The sequence below is a fragment of the Ureibacillus sp. FSL K6-8385 genome, from assembly GCF_038593155.1.
Lineage (GTDB): Bacteria > Bacillota > Bacilli > Bacillales_A > Planococcaceae > Ureibacillus > Ureibacillus terrenus.
The window spans coordinates 2,752,793-2,771,258 of the sequence record NZ_CP151968.1; the positions used below are offsets into that span (position 1 = coordinate 2,752,793).

The 18,466-nt window shown below is 39.9% G+C and carries 18 protein-coding genes; 6 read left to right on the forward strand and 12 right to left on the reverse strand.

The window, feature by feature from the left end; translation table 11 throughout:
• The first annotated feature begins 106 nt into the window (after nt 1–106).
• From NST62_RS13720 to NST62_RS13735, 4 genes are all read left to right on the forward strand, one after another.
• Nucleotides 107–724: an NAD(P)-binding oxidoreductase gene (locus NST62_RS13720; RefSeq protein WP_141602059.1), complete on the forward strand. Its 618-nt coding sequence runs from the start codon at nt 107–109 to the stop codon at nt 722–724.
• Nucleotides 725–896: 172 nt separating this feature from the next.
• Entirely contained in the window at nt 897–1,415 is a 519-nt protein-coding gene (locus tag NST62_RS13725; RefSeq protein ID WP_141602060.1) for a PadR family transcriptional regulator, read from the forward strand.
• 172 nt (nt 1,416–1,587) lie between these two features.
• A complete protein-coding gene (locus NST62_RS13730; protein ID WP_328219985.1) occupies nt 1,588–2,706 on the forward strand; it encodes an ABC transporter permease in 1,119 nt (372 codons plus the stop codon).
• Nucleotides 2,706–3,401 (forward strand): ABC transporter ATP-binding protein, encoded by a 696-nt coding sequence (locus NST62_RS13735; RefSeq protein WP_141602062.1) that lies wholly within the window; start codon nt 2,706–2,708, stop codon nt 3,399–3,401. The genes NST62_RS13730 and NST62_RS13735 overlap by 1 nt, the downstream gene beginning before the upstream one ends.
• A 94-nt stretch (nt 3,402–3,495) precedes the next feature.
• Here the strand turns inward: NST62_RS13735 and NST62_RS13740 are convergent, their stop codons facing one another.
• Nucleotides 3,496–4,263: a class I SAM-dependent methyltransferase gene (locus NST62_RS13740; protein ID WP_141602063.1), complete on the reverse strand. Its 768-nt coding sequence runs from the start codon at nt 4,261–4,263 to the stop codon at nt 3,496–3,498.
• Nucleotides 4,264–4,455: 192 nt separating this feature from the next.
• Here NST62_RS13740 and NST62_RS13745 point away from each other — a divergent pair, with 192 nt between their 5' ends.
• Together NST62_RS13745 and NST62_RS13750 are read left to right on the forward strand one after the other, a co-directional pair.
• Nucleotides 4,456–4,866 carry a hypothetical protein gene (locus NST62_RS13745; RefSeq protein WP_328219984.1) on the forward strand — a complete coding sequence of 137 codons (411 nt, stop codon included), beginning with the start codon at nt 4,456–4,458 and terminating at the stop codon, nt 4,864–4,866.
• 139 nt (nt 4,867–5,005) lie between these two features.
• Nucleotides 5,006–5,497: a ferritin gene (locus tag NST62_RS13750; RefSeq protein WP_141602105.1), complete on the forward strand. Its 492-nt coding sequence runs from the start codon at nt 5,006–5,008 to the stop codon at nt 5,495–5,497.
• A 52-nt stretch (nt 5,498–5,549) separates the two neighbouring features.
• Here the strand turns inward: NST62_RS13750 and rlmH are convergent, their stop codons facing one another.
• The 11 genes from rlmH to dnaB all read right to left on the reverse strand — a co-directional run bounded on the left by rlmH (nt 5,550) and on the right by dnaB (nt 18,461).
• On the reverse strand, nt 5,550–6,029 hold the full coding sequence (gene rlmH, locus NST62_RS13755; RefSeq protein WP_342462985.1) for a 23S rRNA (pseudouridine(1915)-N(3))-methyltransferase RlmH: 480 nt from the start codon (nt 6,027–6,029) through the stop codon (nt 5,550–5,552).
• Between the two features lie 154 nt (nt 6,030–6,183).
• Nucleotides 6,184–6,348, reverse strand: a complete 165-nt coding sequence (locus tag NST62_RS13760) for a CxxH/CxxC protein (protein WP_342462986.1) — start codon at nt 6,346–6,348, stop codon at nt 6,184–6,186.
• Nucleotides 6,349–6,514: 166 nt separating this feature from the next.
• On the reverse strand, nt 6,515–7,792 hold the full coding sequence (locus NST62_RS13765) for a S1C family serine protease (RefSeq protein ID WP_141602067.1): 1,278 nt from the start codon (nt 7,790–7,792) through the stop codon (nt 6,515–6,517).
• A 220-nt stretch (nt 7,793–8,012) separates the two neighbouring features.
• Nucleotides 8,013–8,801: an MBL fold metallo-hydrolase gene (locus tag NST62_RS13770; protein WP_141602106.1), complete on the reverse strand. Its 789-nt coding sequence runs from the start codon at nt 8,799–8,801 to the stop codon at nt 8,013–8,015.
• Nucleotides 8,802–8,811: 10 nt separating this feature from the next.
• Complete coding sequence (gene yycI, locus NST62_RS13775; RefSeq protein ID WP_141602068.1) at nt 8,812–9,660, reverse strand: two-component system regulatory protein YycI; 849 nt, start codon at nt 9,658–9,660, stop codon at nt 8,812–8,814.
• The gene (gene yycH / locus NST62_RS13780; RefSeq protein WP_141602069.1) at nt 9,647–10,972 is read right to left on the reverse strand and encodes a two-component system activity regulator YycH; all 1,326 of its coding nucleotides are present in this window, start codon (nt 10,970–10,972) and stop codon (nt 9,647–9,649) included. The genes yycI and yycH overlap by 14 nt, the downstream gene beginning before the upstream one ends.
• Nucleotides 10,969–12,804, reverse strand: coding sequence for a cell wall metabolism sensor histidine kinase WalK (gene walK, locus NST62_RS13785; RefSeq protein ID WP_141602070.1), 1,836 nt, complete (start codon nt 12,802–12,804; stop codon nt 10,969–10,971). Before walK ends, yycH begins: the two co-directional genes overlap by 4 nt.
• Nucleotides 12,805–12,809: 5 nt before the next feature.
• Complete coding sequence (gene yycF, locus NST62_RS13790) at nt 12,810–13,520, reverse strand: response regulator YycF (protein ID WP_141602071.1); 711 nt, start codon at nt 13,518–13,520, stop codon at nt 12,810–12,812.
• Nucleotides 13,521–13,826: 306 nt separating this feature from the next.
• Complete coding sequence (locus tag NST62_RS13795; protein WP_328215862.1) at nt 13,827–15,299, reverse strand: M23 family metallopeptidase; 1,473 nt, start codon at nt 15,297–15,299, stop codon at nt 13,827–13,829.
• Between the two features lie 349 nt (nt 15,300–15,648).
• Nucleotides 15,649–16,935, reverse strand: a complete 1,287-nt coding sequence (locus NST62_RS13800) for an adenylosuccinate synthase (RefSeq protein ID WP_141602073.1) — start codon at nt 16,933–16,935, stop codon at nt 15,649–15,651.
• 170 nt (nt 16,936–17,105) lie between these two features.
• Nucleotides 17,106–18,461, reverse strand: a complete 1,356-nt coding sequence (gene dnaB / locus NST62_RS13805) for a replicative DNA helicase (protein ID WP_141602074.1) — start codon at nt 18,459–18,461, stop codon at nt 17,106–17,108.
• Between the last annotated feature and the right edge of the window lie 5 nt (nt 18,462–18,466).

Sequence of the window (18,466 nt, forward strand, 5' to 3'; positions counted from 1 at the left end):
TAATCTTTTAAATACTCAACTGGCATCTTAAATAACTCGATCTTATAATTGATGAACAAGGAATATTTACCCTGTAGTGGATCGGAATAAAAAAAGGAGGATTTTTATGAAAGTGATCGTATTTGGATCAACCGGTGGCGTCGGCCGACAGGTTGTAAAGCAAGCATTAGAAAAGGGCTTTGAAGTAACTGCATTTGTACGCACCCCATCCAAAATGGAACTCAAACATGAAAAGTTACATGTGATACAAGGCGATGCCTTCAATAAAAAAGAAGTATCTGCAGCAATTGCAGGCCATGATGTAGTCGTATCCTGTCTAGGGTCAAGCAAAGGGATGAAAAAATCGACGGAACTTGAAGAAATGACAAAAAATATCGTGGATGGCATGAAAAAACATCATGTCAAACGAATCATCTACACGGCTTCCGCGGGGATTGACGGGGAAATTCCGGGAATCAGCGGAAAAATGGTGATGCAAATGTTGAAACATGCCCTCGCCGACCATCGCAATGCAGTGAATTATATTAAATCGAATGAATTGAGTTATACGATTGTACGGCCTATGGGGTTAACAAATGATCCTTTCACCGGAAAGTACAGGGAAGCAAAAGAAGGGGTGCCAAAAAACTCGCGCACCATTCCGCGGGCGGATGTAGCACATTTTATTGTGAAAGCATTGACGGATGAACAATATGAAAACGCATCAATTGCTATTGCAACATAATGCAAAACAAATTTCATCGATGCAACAGTTAATCATTCAAACCGGAAACCAATCAAAAGCATTGGATTCGCTCACGATATGTCCTTCCGGCTTCCCCGGATGACGCCCATTTGACTATGAAAAAAATTTACGGGAAAATATACTTTGTATTCCAAAATGAAAGGCGGATTTCATGAAACATCGCTCTCTAATATTGCTCGGGTTGCTTATGGGACAAAGCCAGCACGGATATCAAATCAATGAATTCATTGAAAGAAACTTAAATACAGTAACCGATATGAAAAAGCCGACCGCCTATGCCACTTTGGATAAACTTCATCAACAAGGGTATATCGACATCCAATTAGAACAAGAAGGAAACCGGCCTACGCGGAAAGTTTATTCCATCAACGAGAAAGGCCGGGAATATTTTTATCAATTGCTCATTGAAAATCTCTCGTCTGCAGAAACGGTTCATTATAAAGGCGATATCGGGTTGATGTTTATAGACTTTCTTCCAATGGAAAAGGTGATTTCCTCCTTAAAAGAACGATTGGAGAAGAACAAAAAAATGATGGAATCACTTAAACAGACCCCGGCACACGAAATACGGTTCGGAGTGAACTTGGCCGTTGAACATAAAATTGCAATGTTGGAAGCGGAAATTGCCTTTCTTGAAAAAACCATCCAGAAACTTCATCACGCAGATTAATTTCCACACATCTTTTAAATGGGCACATGGGATGGTTCCTATTTTCTCTAGAATTGACAACAGATTATTATCTGTTGCCCAAATAGTCAAGATTGACTATTCACAAAAATACTAATATACTCGTAATAGTCATACATGACCATTTAGAATACCGATAAGGAGTGGACAAATATTGTATCTCGCAATCAAAGAGCTAAAGCACAGCAAACTGCGTTTTTTACTGATCGGGGCAATTACCGTTCTCATTGCATGGCTCGTATTTATTCTCTGCGGTCTCGGTAACGGCCTTACCACATTAAGTGCCGCCACATTAAAAAATATGGATGCCGACTATGTTGCATTTGAAGAAGGATCAAGAGCTTCCATGAGCCGCTCCGTAATCAGCGAAACATTGGTCGACGATTTAAAACAACAATCCGGTGTCGAAGATGCGTCGCCAGTAGGGGCAACATCGTTGACAGTCATCAATGAATCATCTTCCGACAATGAAAAAGTGGACGTTTCTATTATAGGAGTGATTCCCGGCAGCTTCCTAGAACCTGAAATTGTTGAAGGAAAACCCCTTCAAAAAGATCAGCCTTTGGAAGTTATCGCCAATGATTCCTTGAAGAAAAAAGGTTATGAAGTCGGGGACACGTTAAAAATTGAAGGATCACTGGAAAAAATGAAAATTGTCGGGTTTGTGACGAATGAAACATACAACCACTTGCCGGCCATATTTACCACTTTAGATAAATGGCGAGCAATCCAGTTTGCAGCGCCCGGTTCAAACAAAGGTGTCGAAAAACCGGTCAATGCGATTGTAATGCAAGGGGAAAACATCAATGCTGAAAAGTTAAACAAAGAATTTGACAATATTGAAATCGTAACAAAGGCAAAAGCCATCCAAGGAGTGCCCGGTTATAAAGAGGAAAACGGCACCATCATGATGATGCTGACATTCCTTTTGGTCATTTCAGCATTTGTATTGGGTGTTTTCTTCTACGTACTCACATTGCAAAAATCCAATCAATTCGGCGTCTTGAAAGCTATTGGGGCTAGCAATCGTTTCCTTGCCAAAATCATTGTTTCCCAAGTGTTCTTGCTGTCACTGACGAGCGTAATCATCGGAATCTTGCTGACTTATGTGACAGCCCTCATTCTGCCGGATGAAATGCCATTTGCGCTTGACGTGAAACTGGTCATTTTATACTCCATTTTATTGATTTTGATTTCGACATTAGGATCACTGGCTTCTGTCCGCAGAATTGTAAAAATTGATCCACTGCTAGCGATAGGGAGGGTAGAATAATGCCTGTTTTGGAATTCAAAAACGTTTCTAAAATTTACAAACAAGGAGAAAATGAAGTCCAAGCCCTGAATGATGTATCGCTGACAGTGGAACAAGGAGAATTTATTGCTGTCATTGGTCCATCAGGTTCAGGAAAAAGTACATTCTTATCAATTGCAGGGGCCCTCTTGAATCCTACACAAGGCGAGGTCATTCTGAACGGCAAAAACCTTCATGAAATCAAACCGAAAGATTTGGCCAAAGTGCGCCTTCATGAAATAGGCTTCATCTTGCAGACAAGCAATCTTGTCCCTTATTTAAATGTGCTTGATCAATTGCTTGTCGTAAAAAGAATGGCCGGAAAAGTGACGAAAGAGGACAAGCAATATGCCATTCAATTGTTGCAAGAACTCGGTTTGGGGGAAAAATTGAAAAAATTCCCTGAACAATTGTCCGGGGGAGAACGGCAACGGACCGCCATCGCCCGCGCCTTTATGAACAATCCATCCATCATCCTGGCAGACGAACCGACTGCAAGCCTGGATTCAAAAAGAGCTTTTGAAGTCGTCCAACTGATTGCAAAAGAAACAAAACTAAGAAATAAAGCAGCCATCATGGTAACCCATGACGAACGTATGCTTGAGTATTGCGATAAAGTTTATCGAATGGAAGACGGCAGATTGTCATTGGACGAAACTTCCACACATAAAAAATAATCGGTGGAAGAAAGGGAATCCGTTAACCCGGCCAATGACAAACTGAAAGAGAGAGGCCATATATCATGGAGGCCTCTCCCTTTTTGTTCGGCTTTTATTTTTTCCCTTTTAAGATTCTTGCATGCCCCAATACTTTTTTGTGCAGCAAAAGCTTAGGCAATTGGACGGCATCGGCCAGTTTACAGCTCTCCAGATTGGACGCCTGTGCCCTTATTTCTTCCAAGAACGCTTGTTCATCGCCGAAAATTTTCTCATCCCCGAACAAATCCAAAAAAACAAAGTTACCACCCGGCTTCAACACTCTTAATGCCTCTTTGACCACTTCCGTTTTGTTTTTGGAATCTTTCACTTCATGAAAAGTGAGGCAGCTTACAACCAAATCGAATTCCCCATCCTCAAAAGGGAGATCGGCAGCGCTTGCTTTCAAAAATTTAACCCGATTAGAAACACCTTCGACTTCCGCATTCCGCTTGCATTGTTCTTTTGAATATCCCCAACCTCTTCCCCAAAAATCAATTCCGGTAAAAGCGCCTTCGGGAAATGCTTTCGCCAATTTAATGATCAGTGATCCATTGCCCGCACCGATATCCAACGCTTTTCCTTTTCCATCCCAATCGACTTTGGAAACAATGAAATCATGAATCCTGGATTGATAATTTCCGCCTATTGGAGAAAATTGATAAATGGAATAGAGAAGCAAAAAGGAAATATAAAGAAACGGCAGCGCCAAAATCACCGCAACCACTTTCAAGTACAATTCAATCGGCAAAAATAAGGCATCCAGCAGGATAAGGGCCATCCCAATAAAAATCACCAGTTTATAAACCCGGATCCAAGTTCGATATTTTGCTTTTTCTGTCATGTTACCACTCCTTCCAAACGTTTTTAACTCCCTTTCAGCTTCGCATATTAAAATCCTGTCCCGTTTCAAATGAACATACTTCAATGATGATTTATTGATTCTTTTCATGATAACGATTATCATTATCATAAAAGAACCTGATTGCTGCATTATTTTTATGTTTGATAATTAGAAAATGGTTTGGAGGCATCAATGGTGGGTAATTTTATTGTAGCAGATAATCGCGGTATTGAATTTCAATGTTTTTGTCAGGGCTATAAAAAGGAAAACCTCGTCTTGCACCCGGTTTTTCTTGAACAAGGGGATCTGTTGACCATTACAAACCGGAAAAAATATATCGTGGATGTCGGCTGGTTTATTCTCGTCAAAATCAACGATTCCCAAGAGGAATTTTTGCCTGTGGATGAATTGGAAGAAGCGATGACCAATGAAGCATTGCTGGACGAAATCGGATGCATGCTAAAAATGCTAAGCATCTCTTATTATTTAGATCAAGCGTTAGCCATCAGGAATAAAAAGGAGTTTATAAAATATTCTTCAATTCGTAATAAATTTGCCACCCTCTATGAAAGATTATGTGAGAAGGTATATATAGAAACGTAAAAAATTTCCTGTACATGATTTATATGTCTTGGACCCATCATAATGGAGGAAACCCATAGTTGCACTTGATGCACTATTGACTCTAATTAAGAAAGGATGATAGCCTATGACAAATTTACAAAGAAGCGCAAGCACCAAAATGTCTCCCACATTGGTGGAAGCATTAAATGACCAGATGAATTATGAATTTTATTCTTCCCATGTTTATCTTGCGATGGCTTCCTACTGTGAAAGCCAGAATTATAATGGTTTCGCGAAATTTTTCCTGGAACATGCAGAAGAAGAAAGAGAGCACGGAATGAAAATCTACAAATATCTTCAAGATCGCGGCGAACAAGCGATTATTACAGGCTTTGGCGATCCAAGCAATGAATACGAATCCGTGCTGGATGCCTGCGAAAAGGCGTTGGAACATGAAAAAGTGGTAACAAGCCGTTTCTATAATCTTTCCGATATTGCGGAAAGCGAAAAAGAATATACTACGATTTCCTTTCTGAAATGGTTCCTTGAAGAGCAGGTTGAGGAAGAATCACTGTTTGAAACGGTAGTCCAAAAATTAAGACGCATCAAAGATGATGAAAGCGCGCTTTTCATTTACGATATGCATATCAGTCATGATGAAGTGGAATAATCCTTTAAAATAAAAAGCAACGACTTACCAATGTAAGTTGTTGCTTTTTCCTTTATTTATGATACGGTTCCCCCTTCATAATCCGGAAACCGCGGTAGATTTGCTCCAATAGGATGAGCCGCATGAGCTGGTGGGGGAAGGTCATGCGGCCGAAGCTGATTTTTTCATCTGCCCGATTTAAGACATCTTTATGTAAACCAAGGGATCCGCCGATGACAAAGGCCACTTTGCTTGTGCCATATGTCATCAATTTTTCCAACCCTTCCGCAAATTCCTCCGAGCTTTTCATTTTTCCTTCAATGGCAAGGGCATAAACATAGGCGCCGTTAGGAATTTTCGATAAAATCCTGTCGCCTTCCTTCTTTTTCACGATTTCCATTTCGGATTCGCTCAGCTGTTCAGGAGCCTTTTCGTCCGCCACTTCCACGAAATCCACTTTGGCATACCCCGAAAGGCGCTTTGCATACTCATCGATTCCCATTTTTAAATATTTTTCTTTTAACTTTCCTACCGAAATAATCGAAATGTTCATCTTCTCCACCTTTTACCGTCCATACCTATTATTGTTCAACTAATGATAATTTTTAGAAATTCACATGGAATCCACATGAAAAAAGCATTTATAAACAAGTTATCCACAAAAGTTTTGCACATATCCACAAAACAAATCTACATTTTGTGTAAAGTTATTTTCTTGATACAAGATATTTTGCTTCCTTTTCGCAATACTCGCATTTTGTGGATAACTTTTCTTCTTCTTTCACTTGTTCTAAAATGGGAAATTCCTTCGTTTCAGCAACAACCACATCTAACGCATGATTTACATGCATTTCGCAGCAAAATATGTTCATTTTCATGCCCTCCTTTTGAACGCATTTTTCCACAGAGTTATTCACATTTTTCTTATTTTATCCACAAAACATTGTAACAAACAAAGAAAGAGCAGGAAACAATCAACTTTTTGTTCCTGCTCTTTTGTGAACAAACTCGTGTGGATAACCCGAATTTATCCACAAATTATAATTGGCTGCCTTCCGTTAATTTTAATTTCAACTCCATCTCTTTACCTGAACGATATACTTTTACTTTCAAAGTATCTCCAATTTCTTTTTCATTATATAGATATTTTCGCAAATCAATGGAGTTTTCAATTTTTTGTCCGTCCATTTCCACAATGACGTCATATTGCTTGACTCCCGCGCGGTCTGCAGGGGAACCAGGTACAACTTCTGAAACAACAACACCTGTTGTCACATTGTCAGGCAATCTTAACGTTTGTTTTTGGTAGAAGGATGGCACGTCCGTTAAATCCATTAATCCGATTCCCATCGCCGGACGCTTAACCTCTCCGTTTTTTTCAAGCTCTTCAATGATCGGAATGACCGTGTTGATCGGAATTGCAAAGCCTAATCCTTCAACCCTGTCTTCCGCAATTTTCATGGAATTGATGCCGACTACTTCTCCGGCGATATTCACTAAAGCACCGCCGCTGTTGCCAGGGTTGATGGCCGCATCTGTTTGCAATACATCCGTTTCCCAATCCACTGTTCCATCACCGTTCAAATCGACAGGAACGGAACGGTCTTTTCCGGAAATCACCCCTGTTGTGACAGAGCCGTAAAAATCCATTCCTAATGGATTTCCAATGGCAATCACCGTTTCTCCTTGTTTTAATACGTCAGAGTTCCCAAATTGCGCAACAGTCTCCACATTTTTGCTTGGAATGGTAATGACGGCCAAGTCTGTCCAGATATCGCTGCCGACCAATTCCGCTTTTTCCTTTGTTCCATCAGCCAATGTCACTTCCAATTGCTTCGCGTTTTCCACTACATGATGGTTTGTGACAATATAGGCTTTATTTCCATCCACTTTATAAATGACCCCTGAACCGCTGCCAGCTTCAGTTTCTTGTGATTGGCGCGTCCAGAAGTTTGCCACTTCCTGAATGTTTGTAATTCCTACAACCGCTTTCGACATCTTCTCGACTGCTTTTGTTACATCCGTTGTAACTTCCGTAGCCGATTGCGTAATTTTCGGCGTATCATTGTCCGTCCGGCTGATTGAACTACCTGAATCCTCTCCAACCAGAGAAGGAATCATAAACCAGACTAAAAGGGCACCTACAAGTACGCCGATAAAACCGCTGAAGTAATATCCAAAAACCCCTGGCCTTCTTTTATTTTGCTGCCGGGACATCCTTTCCTCTTCTTCGCGTCTTAACCTTTCCTGTAAAGGAGAATAGGAAACATCTTTATCTGACTCATTCCGGTCATTATTATTTTGATAAAAACTCATAGTCCTTCCCCTTTCATTCTCTATCGTAAATATAATACAACTTTAAAATGAAATTTACATGAAAAAACCCTTGCTAAATTCAATAAAGAAAAAATCATAATTTCATTATGAACGATACAATCAAATTTTAACAAAAACGTTCAATCAATAAAAAAGGGTGCCTTGAAAGTCAAAAACTTTCGAGACACCCAAAAATTATTTTTTTATGCCCATCAATTCTTCATACAGTAACAAGCAATGTCGGCTCTTCCGCATCCGTATCATGCAAATGCAAAAATTCCCCTTCTTTTATGCCGTAAGAAGCCAATACTTGCTTAACAGTCATACGGGCAAGCTCTTTCATATTATTTTCTTTACTTAAATGGGACAAATAGATATGGGTCGGTTTTTCTTCAACCACTTCACTCATGGCCACTGCCGCATCTTCGTTGGAAACATGTCCAACATCGCTTAATATGCGACGCTTGATTGACCAAGGATATTTCCCCATTTGCAACATGTTGATATCATGGTTGGTTTCAAACACGAATGCATCCGCGCCCCGGATGAATCCTTTCATCCGGTCGCTTACATAACCGGTATCTGTAATGATGGCAAGCTTGCGGCCATTTTCATGGAACACATAAAACATCGGGTCCACCGCATCATGGGATACTGCAAAGGATTCAATATCCAATGAGCCAAAGGATTTTATTGATTCCATATTGAACAAAAATCGCTGATCCAGCGGAATATTGCCGACCAGTTCATCCAATGCCCTCCACGTTTTTTCATTCGCATAAATCGGCACTTGATATTTTCTTGCAATGACGCCCAACCCTTTAATGTGATCGCTATGTTCATGGGTTATCAAAATGCCCGTTAATTTTCTAAGATCGCGGCCAATTTTGGAAAACAGCTGTTCCATTTTTTTGCCGCTCAATCCGACATCCACCAAAAAGGCATGTTCGTCTGTTTCTACGTAGATGGCATTTCCTGTACTGCCACTTGCCAACACACTAAATCGCATTTCGTACACCCTATTCCTCTTCTATTTCTTTCAATTGTTCCAATTCATCTGTTTCATCAACATCCACTGTTAAATCCGATTGAACATCAATCATTTTCCCGTCTACCGCATTTACAAACAATTCTTCTTCTTCACCATCGGCGGGAATGATGCGCACTTTCCAAGTAGGAACAAATACCTGGGTCTGTGTCAGCTGCACAAGGGTTGAATAGCCAAGCTTAATCTCTGCAATATGTGAATTTGGTTTAATCAAGTCCCTTGCGTATAATATTTGAATAATTTGTTGAGGGGGAAGGAGATTTTCTTCTTCTTCAAATTTTTCAAAATCCCTCAACATCGTTTGCTCATATTTCGTTACTTCCAAATCTTCATTCCAATATATTGTAACAATACCATTGACATTGTAGTAGATCGTTTTATCATCAAAATTTTGAAAGAAAATGGCCTTCCGTTCTTCTTCGTCAATTTTCCATATTGTATAGGAAGACCCGTTATATACATTGTTTTTTACAAACTCGTTAAAACTCGACTTTTCTTTGACATTTCGGAGTTTTACCGGTTCCTTCAGCGTGACGATCAGTTTGTTGTTATTTTCTATTGTAATTTGTTGATAGTTTTTCAGTTGTAAATTTTCTTTATTAAAATCCATTACTTTTGCAGAAATATACGGCGCCGTTTCAATAGTCGGCAGCAAATTATATGTGATGCGATCCTCTTTCAATCTTGCTTCGATTGTATTGCCGCCGGATACTTTCACCTGTTGGGCTTCGATATGGCGGTTTAAATAGAGGGAGAAAAGAAAAACATCCAAAATGAGAAATACGAAAATAAATATGGTTTTGGATCTACTCCAGTCCATTATTTCCCCCTCCTATCGCTTCCGGCGTAATGCGTATCCAGCTCCCTTGGCTTAACGCAAACCAGCTTGGCTCCAATGAATATAAAAGATCATTATCATTTTGTTTTATATAATATCCAAGGATCAAATCGTCCACTTCACTTAACTCTAACTGTTTTGTTTTTTGAATAAAATCCACAACTTGAAGCCCGCTTGCCACTTTTCGGTTGAATTTTTCAGAATTGATATCTAAATCAAGCAAAAAATAAGGTCTCTTATAGCGGAATAATTGATTTTCCCCCCAGGTCGTCGTAATTCTTGTTGCCGTATCTGTGCCAAGAACAGGAAAGCCCTGCTTAAATAGTTGATATTCTACGATATGTTTCGCTTCATTAATGGAAATTAAACGATAATCACCTGTAAAGCCACCATGTTCATTGACAAATTCAAAGCTATCCTGCAGCAATTGAGAAGCCGGTATTTCCACCATGCTTTCGGAAGATGGATTTACATAATTCAAATAGCGGTATTTTACATCTACCGTCATAAGAGTCATACCATCTGTATACTTAGCGGTCTCCTGGTTCTCAATGTTTTTCCGCACAATGTTCGGGTCATAAAACAAAATGTCCCTGAACATATCCGGTTCAATTTCATCAATATAGTACGTATATTGAACTAATTCCATTTCATCTGCCGGTACATATAAGGAGAGGTTTTCGGGCCGTTCAATTTCTTTATAAGCAACCAATCCTTGCAAAGCTTTCAACACCGTTTCTTGAAAATAATCCCCTGACATTTTTATTTCAGTGCTATATAAGGTGCGGTGTGAATCGCTTAACAAGTAAACTATCAATGTCTTGTCAGCACTCACTTTGCTCCAATCCAGCACAAGTTTATTAAAACCCGTTTCCGGCAATTCATCCTGAGAAAAGCGGATGATTGAATGAAATACTTTAATCGGCACTTCATCTGCAAAAAATAGCGTCATTCTTTGGTTTGTCCTGAGAAAATCATTTATTTTTTTATCGGACATATTATTTTGGACCAAATAAAGATTTGAACCGTTCCAACCGGTCATCATTTCCATCAAATGATTAATAGCCTCTGTTCCGATTGTCCCTTCCCAATCATCATGATTTCTGACCAAAATTCGGTAAGGTTTAATGACTTCTTGCAGATCCTTTTTTTTCCCTACCATCAGCTGGTCCACCGGCGATTCCTCGATCACTTGAAGGCTTGGTGTATAGGTCCAAATGGCAAAGGTTAAGGCAATGCTTAACAGGACAAGAAAAAGAAGCAAAAAGGATTTGATTTGCTCAATATACTTCATTCCCAATCACCAGCCCCATCGATTTCATACGGCAACGTGAAGAAAATGGTTGTTCCCACTCCTTCTTCACTTTCTGCCCAAATCGTTCCGTTGTGCGCTTTAATCATTTCTTTGGCAATCGCAAGACCCAGCCCGGTTCCGCCCATTGCACGGGAACGCGCTTTATCTACGCGATAGAATCGGTCAAAGATTTTTCCGAGATTTTCTTTCGGAATCCCCATACCGTCGTCGGAAATCATCACTTTTAACATGTTTCCTTGAACCGTAAAACCAAAGCGGATATTGCCTCCATCAGGGGAATATTTGATGGCGTTCGAAATGATATTATCGAGCACTTGGGTCAACTTATCCGTGTCAATTTCCACAAAATACGGTGTCTCCGGTATGTAGCGGATGAATTTCACATTTTGGGATTTTGACATTTCAAAACGGTCAATGATTCTATGGAAGAAGCTGTTGAATTCAACGACTTCCTTATTTAGCTGATAGTCTTTCGCATCCATTTTGGATAAATCCAATAAATCATTTACAAGGCGAATCATCCGCTCGGTTTCTGTCTGAACAACATTGATAAAGTGCGGAGCAATATTTTCATCTTTCCAGGCCCCATCCGCAAGTGCTTCCAAATAACTTCTCATCGTTGTTAAAGGCGTTCTCAGCTCATGGGAAACATTTGCCACGAATTCGCGCCGCTCCATTTCAATTTTTTCTTGTTCGGTGATGTCATGCAACACAGTAATTAAACCATTTACAAACCCTGTTTCTTTTTGGATGACAGAAAAATTAGCCCTCAAAATTAGTGGCGCTTCTTCCGTGCTGAAATCTAAGTTAATCGGTTCCTTCATATGAATTAAATCTTCAAAGCTATAGTTTTCTTCGATTCCAAGCACCGATGCAATCGGCCGGTTCAACGTCTCTTCCCTTGTTACTTTTAAAAAGCTTAATGCGGGATCATTGATCAAAATAATTTTTCCTTTCCGGTCCGTTGCGATTACCCCGTCCGTCATATTGGCCAGAACGGACGCCAGTTTTCTGCGCTCTGCCTCTGTTGAGGATTGTGCTTCTTGTAAACGGTTTGTCAAATGGTTGAAAGTGATGGCCAATTGACCAATTTCATCATCGCCGTATACACGCACTTTTCTGGAAAAGTTTCCTCTGGACATTGCTTGAGCCTGTTTGCGCATATCCAATATGGGCCTAGTGATTGTTCTTGCAATCAATATTCCTAAAATGACCGTAATGACCAATGATATCGCTGTACCAACCGCAAAAATTCGGTTGATATCATTCATCGTGTCATATACTTTTTCAATATTTGATTCTATATAAATGGCGCCGATGACGTCACTGTTTGGATCCGCTGTACTAAAAATAGGGCTTGCAATGAGCCAAACCCTGGTATTTGTATCTGCATCAAGGGCAATTTCTTCTTGATAGGTTTGAGATGAAATGGCTTTTTTTACAATATCATCATTTGACCGCTGACCGATGATCGACTGATTTTCCGAATCGGAAGTGGCAATGATTCTATTCCGCTGGTCAATCACCCGAATTTCATTGATATCGCCAGTTGCAAATTCGCGTAATGCGATGTTCAAACTTTGCTCCAACGTAGGGGCCGTTTCATCCCGTTCCTTCGTCAATTCCTCCCTGATGCTGTATTGAATTAAATCCATGCGTTGAAGAATGGAATCCTGGAAGCTTGATTTCAGGCTGTCTTCCAGTTTATTGGAAAAGTAAATCCCGATTATTTGCAATGCAATGATGATCAGCAACACGTATATTAATACAAGCTTTACATGGATTGAGCGAAAAAAACTAACCTTTTGCATTCATTCTACTCCTGTTCAGGATTTCGCAAATAGTAGCCAACCCCTCGGCGGGTAACAATCCAAGCAGGATGGCTTGGGTTATCTTCAATTTTTTCCCGAAGACGGCGGATGGTTACATCTACTGTCCGGACATCTCCAAAATAATCATACCCCCAAACGGTTTGCAATAAATGTTCCCGGGTCATCACTTGTCCAATATGTTTTGCTAAATAATGTAAGAGTTCGAATTCCCGGTGTGTCAACTCGATTGTTTCACCTCGTTTTTGGACAATATAAGCATCCGGCTGAATTACTAATGAACCGATTGTAATATTGTTCGATTCTTCTTTTGCCTCTTCTTGAGCAGAAGCTTTTAAACGCCGCATATTCGCTTTTACTCGGGCAATTAATTCCCTCGTGCTGAAAGGCTTCGTTACATAATCATCGGCTCCCATTTCAAGCCCTAACACCTTGTCAATTTCAGACCCTTTTGCCGTAAGCATAATGATTGGAAAATCATATTTCTTTCTGACTTCCCGGCAAACTTCCATACCATCTTTTTTGGGAAGCATAATATCCAACAACATTAAATCCGGCTGTTGTTCTTCGATAATTTTTAAAGCTTCCTCTCCGTCATAAGCACAAATAACTTTATATCCTTCCTTCACCAAGTTAAACTGCAAAATATCTGCAATGGGCTTTTCGTCGTCAACAACCAAAATTGTTTTGCCGTCCATTTTTTGAAGTTCCTCCTTAATAAATATCAGTAAATCTATTTTAAATGCTGCATGCTCATATTCACATTTCACTATTAAATCTATCATGCTTTTTGTTTTCATGCATTCCTTAACCATTATACCAAAAATCATAATACTGAATTGTCCTGTATTATTATTAATTCCCATTTCTTCTGCAAATCAAATTTTTCCATTTGAAATGATTGCAAACATAAAAACTATTTTCCGGGAAATATTTCGACATATTTCTTCTTTAAGAAATAAAAAAGGCAATGACATATTTTTATGCCACTGCCTGCATCATGATTAATTTAAAACTGATAAAGGATTGATCAATGATCCATTTTTTGTGACTTCAAAATGCAAGTGCACTCCAGTCGAATTTCCAGTTGATCCCATTATTCCGATTACAGTTCCTTGAGGCACCACTTGTCCGACAGAAACTTTGATTTGGGATAAATGGCCATATAATGTTTGGTATCCATTGTTGTGGTTAATGACAATTTTATTCCCATAGGAACCATCCCATCCGGCAAAAACTACAACACCATTGTCGCTTGCTTTAATGTTGTAATTTGATGGACGGGCAATATCGATTCCTCTATGGAAGCTGCCCCAACGCGAACCCATGCCGCTTGAAATATATCCACCGCTTGTCGGCCAAACAAATTTGCCGGTACCTCGGGATGAAATGACTTTTGTTCCTACTTTTTCAATATGTTTTGTTGGTTGAACTAATACTTTTTCATTTGTCACCGTTTTATTTACCACTTGTCCATTGACTGCTGTCACTAAATAAGAAACTTCTTTTTTGCCGGGGCTGCCTTTTTGAACAATTACTTTTTCGCCTTTAAACATGGAAGCATCTTTTCGAATTTCTTTTTCAAAATCAATAGTTTCTGATTTTACGGTTTCATAAACCACTTTTACATTGATTAACGGTTTTTCAACTGTCACATTAATTTCTTGTCCAATTTGCAATAAGCTATCAACCGACAAACCTGGGTTCAGGGCTAATAGTTCTTTCGTTGTCAAACCATGTTCTTTCGCGATTTTTCCAAGAACATCGCCTTTTTTTACAATATAAACCTGTTTTTCAAGGGAACCGGTTTTAATAAATTTCACCGCTTCATCAGGTGTAAGAATGTTCGCAGGATTCGCCTTTGCTTCTTTGACTGAAACATCTTCCGAAAGAACAACATCCACAATTTTCATGTCGTTTTCTTTTAAGTTTTGTTGAGCTTCCGAATTTTTGGATTGCTCAAATTTTTTCAGTTTTTCTTCCGGAACATATTGAAGCTTTAATTTCTTTAATGTTTCTTCATAATCTTCTTTATTTTTCAAATAAAGAACCGGTTCTCCATTGACATAAAGCGCATAAGCATCCGTTTGGACTTCCAGTTGTTTCTTCAATGTTTTCAATGTGTCCGAATCTGTTGTTTCATAAGAAAATACTTGTTCTGGAACAATGGTTACCAATTCATCAGCATCCACTTCATATCCTGGATAGTTTGCACTTGCCTCTTTTTCTTTCTCTTTTATCACTTCTTTTACTTTCTTTTCATCGGATACCGAACCGATATACTCGTCTTCCAAATATACATGATAAATTTTGTCGACTGAATCAATGTCGCCTTCATTGGCAAAAGCCAAATTGAAAGTTACTGTCGAAAGGATGACAGTTGCAACGAATGCTTTGATCAATGTACCATATTTATGCTGTTCCAGAAGACTTACATTTTGGCTGTTCAGACGACCTATTTTCCATTTCGTCTTCATAATCTAGCCCCTTCCACTCTTCCTGCTCCATTTAAAGACGCTTTCCATGTTCCCCAATTATAGACTGTATCATAATGTTGAGTAAGTTTGTTCAATTTAAGTTTTTTGTAATGAAAATGTATTATTTCGGAAACTTTTGTTACAATTTATAAATTAATGTTGAAACATGTAAATTTATTAAAAAAATTCGTCAAAATCAGTGTTTTATAAAGATCTTCTTTAATATATCCAAGGAATTAAATCGGCATAGACCCAATTGAACCAAGTCCAGGCAAAACAAAAAGGAGAATTTGAGCAAAACTCAAATTCTCCTTCAAAATTTAATCTCCGACTAATAACGATTGGTGTATTATTCCCAAACATCATTTACAATGTTAGTTTGTTCCCTTGCTGGACCTACAGAAAATGTCATTAATGGAATGCCTGTCAATTCTACAATCCGGTTGATATAATTTTGGGCGTTTTCAGGCAGTTCATCGAAAGAACGGACGCCTGTGATATCTTCCGTCCACCCAGGAAGTTCTTCGTAAACAGGTTCGCATTCCTCCAGAACATGCAAGTTCGCAGGATATTCTGTCAAAATTTGATCTTTATATTTATAAGCTGTGCAAATTTTCACTGTTTCCAAACCTGTCAATACATCGATGGAGTTTAAAGCCAAATCTGTAATGCCTGATACACGGCGGGAATGGCGCACCACAACTGCATCAAACCAGCCTACGCGGCGAGGGCGGCCAGTCGTTGTACCGTATTCTCTGCCGACTTCCCGAATCTGATGGCCAATTTCATCAAACAACTCTGTCGGGAACGGACCGTCGCCTACGCGGGATGTGTACGCTTTGCATACACCGACCACTCTTGATACATGGGAAGGGCCGATTCCCGTGCCAGTTGTTACACCGCCGGCAACAGGGTTGGAAGAAGTGACGAACGGATATGTTCCATGATCAATATCCAGCATCACGCCTTGGGCACCTTCAAATAATACGCGCCCGCCTCGATCTAACACGTCATTCAATACTTTTGCCGTATCTGTAACGTATTGTTTGATTTCTTGTCCATAGTTATAATACTCTTCAAAAATGTCCTCGAATTTAAGGCCTTCCACTTCATAATATTTTTCAAACAGACGGTTTTTCTTTTCCAAGTTTTCGCGCAGCTTCTGTTCGAATACTTCCCGATCGAGCAAATCGGCAATCCGGATTCCCATGCGCGCGATTTTATCCTGATAACATGGTCCAATCCCTTTGCATGTGGTTCCAATTTTTTTATCGCCACGGGCTTCTTCTTCTATTTTATCTTGGTAGATGTGATAAGGGAGAATGACGTGGGCACGGTTTGAGATACGCAAATTTGACGTATCAATACCGCGTGCTTGCAAGCCCTTTAATTCTTCTACAAGGGATTTCGGATTGATAACCATCCCATTGCCCATTACAGATATTTTATCTTTATAAAAAATACCGGAAGGGATTAAATGTAATTTATATGTTTCTTCGCCAATCTTGATGGTATGTCCGGCATTGTCGCCGCCTGAAAAACGAGCAATCACGTCCGCCTTTTTTGAAAGGAAATCGGTAATTTTCCCTTTTCCTTCGTCTCCCCATTGAGTTCCAACAACAACAACTGAAGTCATTTGAGCACCTCCGGGCATTATACGTCCTTTATCAAACAGATTAATTGTACAGTGAAAAAGTCTATTCGTCAATGTATAAAAATAAAAGAACACGAACAAATATTTTAATATTATGTACCATTGTTCGTGTTCTTAAATGTCTATTTTATTATGCTGTTTTTCGATTCCTGTTATGCATGCATCGGCTCTTGGCGCTGAGACCAGTCGATATTCAAAAATTTATTAAACTCTTTTTTAAACGCGAGGGTCACAGTTCCAGTCGGACCGTTCCGCTGTTTCGCAATGATGATTTCAATCATATTCTTATTTTCCGTTTCTTTGTCGTAATAATCGTCGCGGTATAAGAAAGCCACAATATCCGCATCCTGCTCAATGCTTCCGGATTCACGAATATCGCTCATCATCGGGCGCTTATCCTGCCGCTGTTCGACGCCGCGGGATAACTGGGACAAAGCTATTACCGGTACATGCAATTCACGGGCCAACGCTTTTAATGAACGGGAAATTTCCGATACTTCCTGTTGCCGATTCTCTCCGCGCCTGCCGCTTCCTTGAATCAACTGCAAATAATCGATGACCACCATTCCAAGCCCCTTTTCTTGGGCAAGGCGGCGGCATTTCGCACGAATTTCGTTCACCCTTAGCCCCGGCGTATCGTCAATATAAATTCCCGCATTCGATAGCGTACCCATCGCAATCGTTAGCTTGCTCCAATCTTCTGCGGTAAGGGATCCCGTTCTTAATACTTGGGCGTCGATATTTCCTTCCGCACAAAGCATACGCATGACTAATTGTTCGGCACCCATTTCCAGCGAGAATATTGCCACATTTTCCCGCGCTTTCACCGCCACATTCTGCGCAATGTTTAATGCAAAAGCGGTTTTCCCTACGGATGGACGCGCGGCAACAATAATTAAATCATTCCGCTGAAATCCTGCCGTCATCCGGTCTAAGTCCGTAAATCCGGTCGGAATACCGGTCACATCTCCGCTGCGATTCTGAAGCTGTTCAATTTTGTCGTAAGTTTCAACAAGAATATCTTTTACATGTTTGAAGTCGCCGGCATTTTTCCGGTTGGCAACCTCCATTATTTTTCTTTCTGCTTCGGATAAGAGTTCCTCTACCTCATCTTCCCTCGTAAAACTGTCCTCCACAATTTTTGTTGCGGTGCGGATTAGTCTCCTTAAAATGGACTTTTCTTCCACAATCTTTGCATAGTAGCTGACATTGGCCGCTGTAGGGACGGCATTGGCCAGTTCCGTTAAATAGGAGAGCCCCCCTACATCCTCCAATTCTTTTCTTGCAGATAATTCTTCCGTGACGGTAACGACATCGATGGCACTGCCTTTGTCGTTTAAATCAAGCATTGTCTGGAATATTTTTTGATGGGCAATGCGATAAAAATCTTCCGGCACCAATATTTCTGATGCGGTAATCAAGGCTTGCGGATCCAGGAATATCGCACCAAGGACTGATTGCTCCGCTTCATGGTTATGCGGCGGAACGCGATCGATCAGATCACTCATTATGA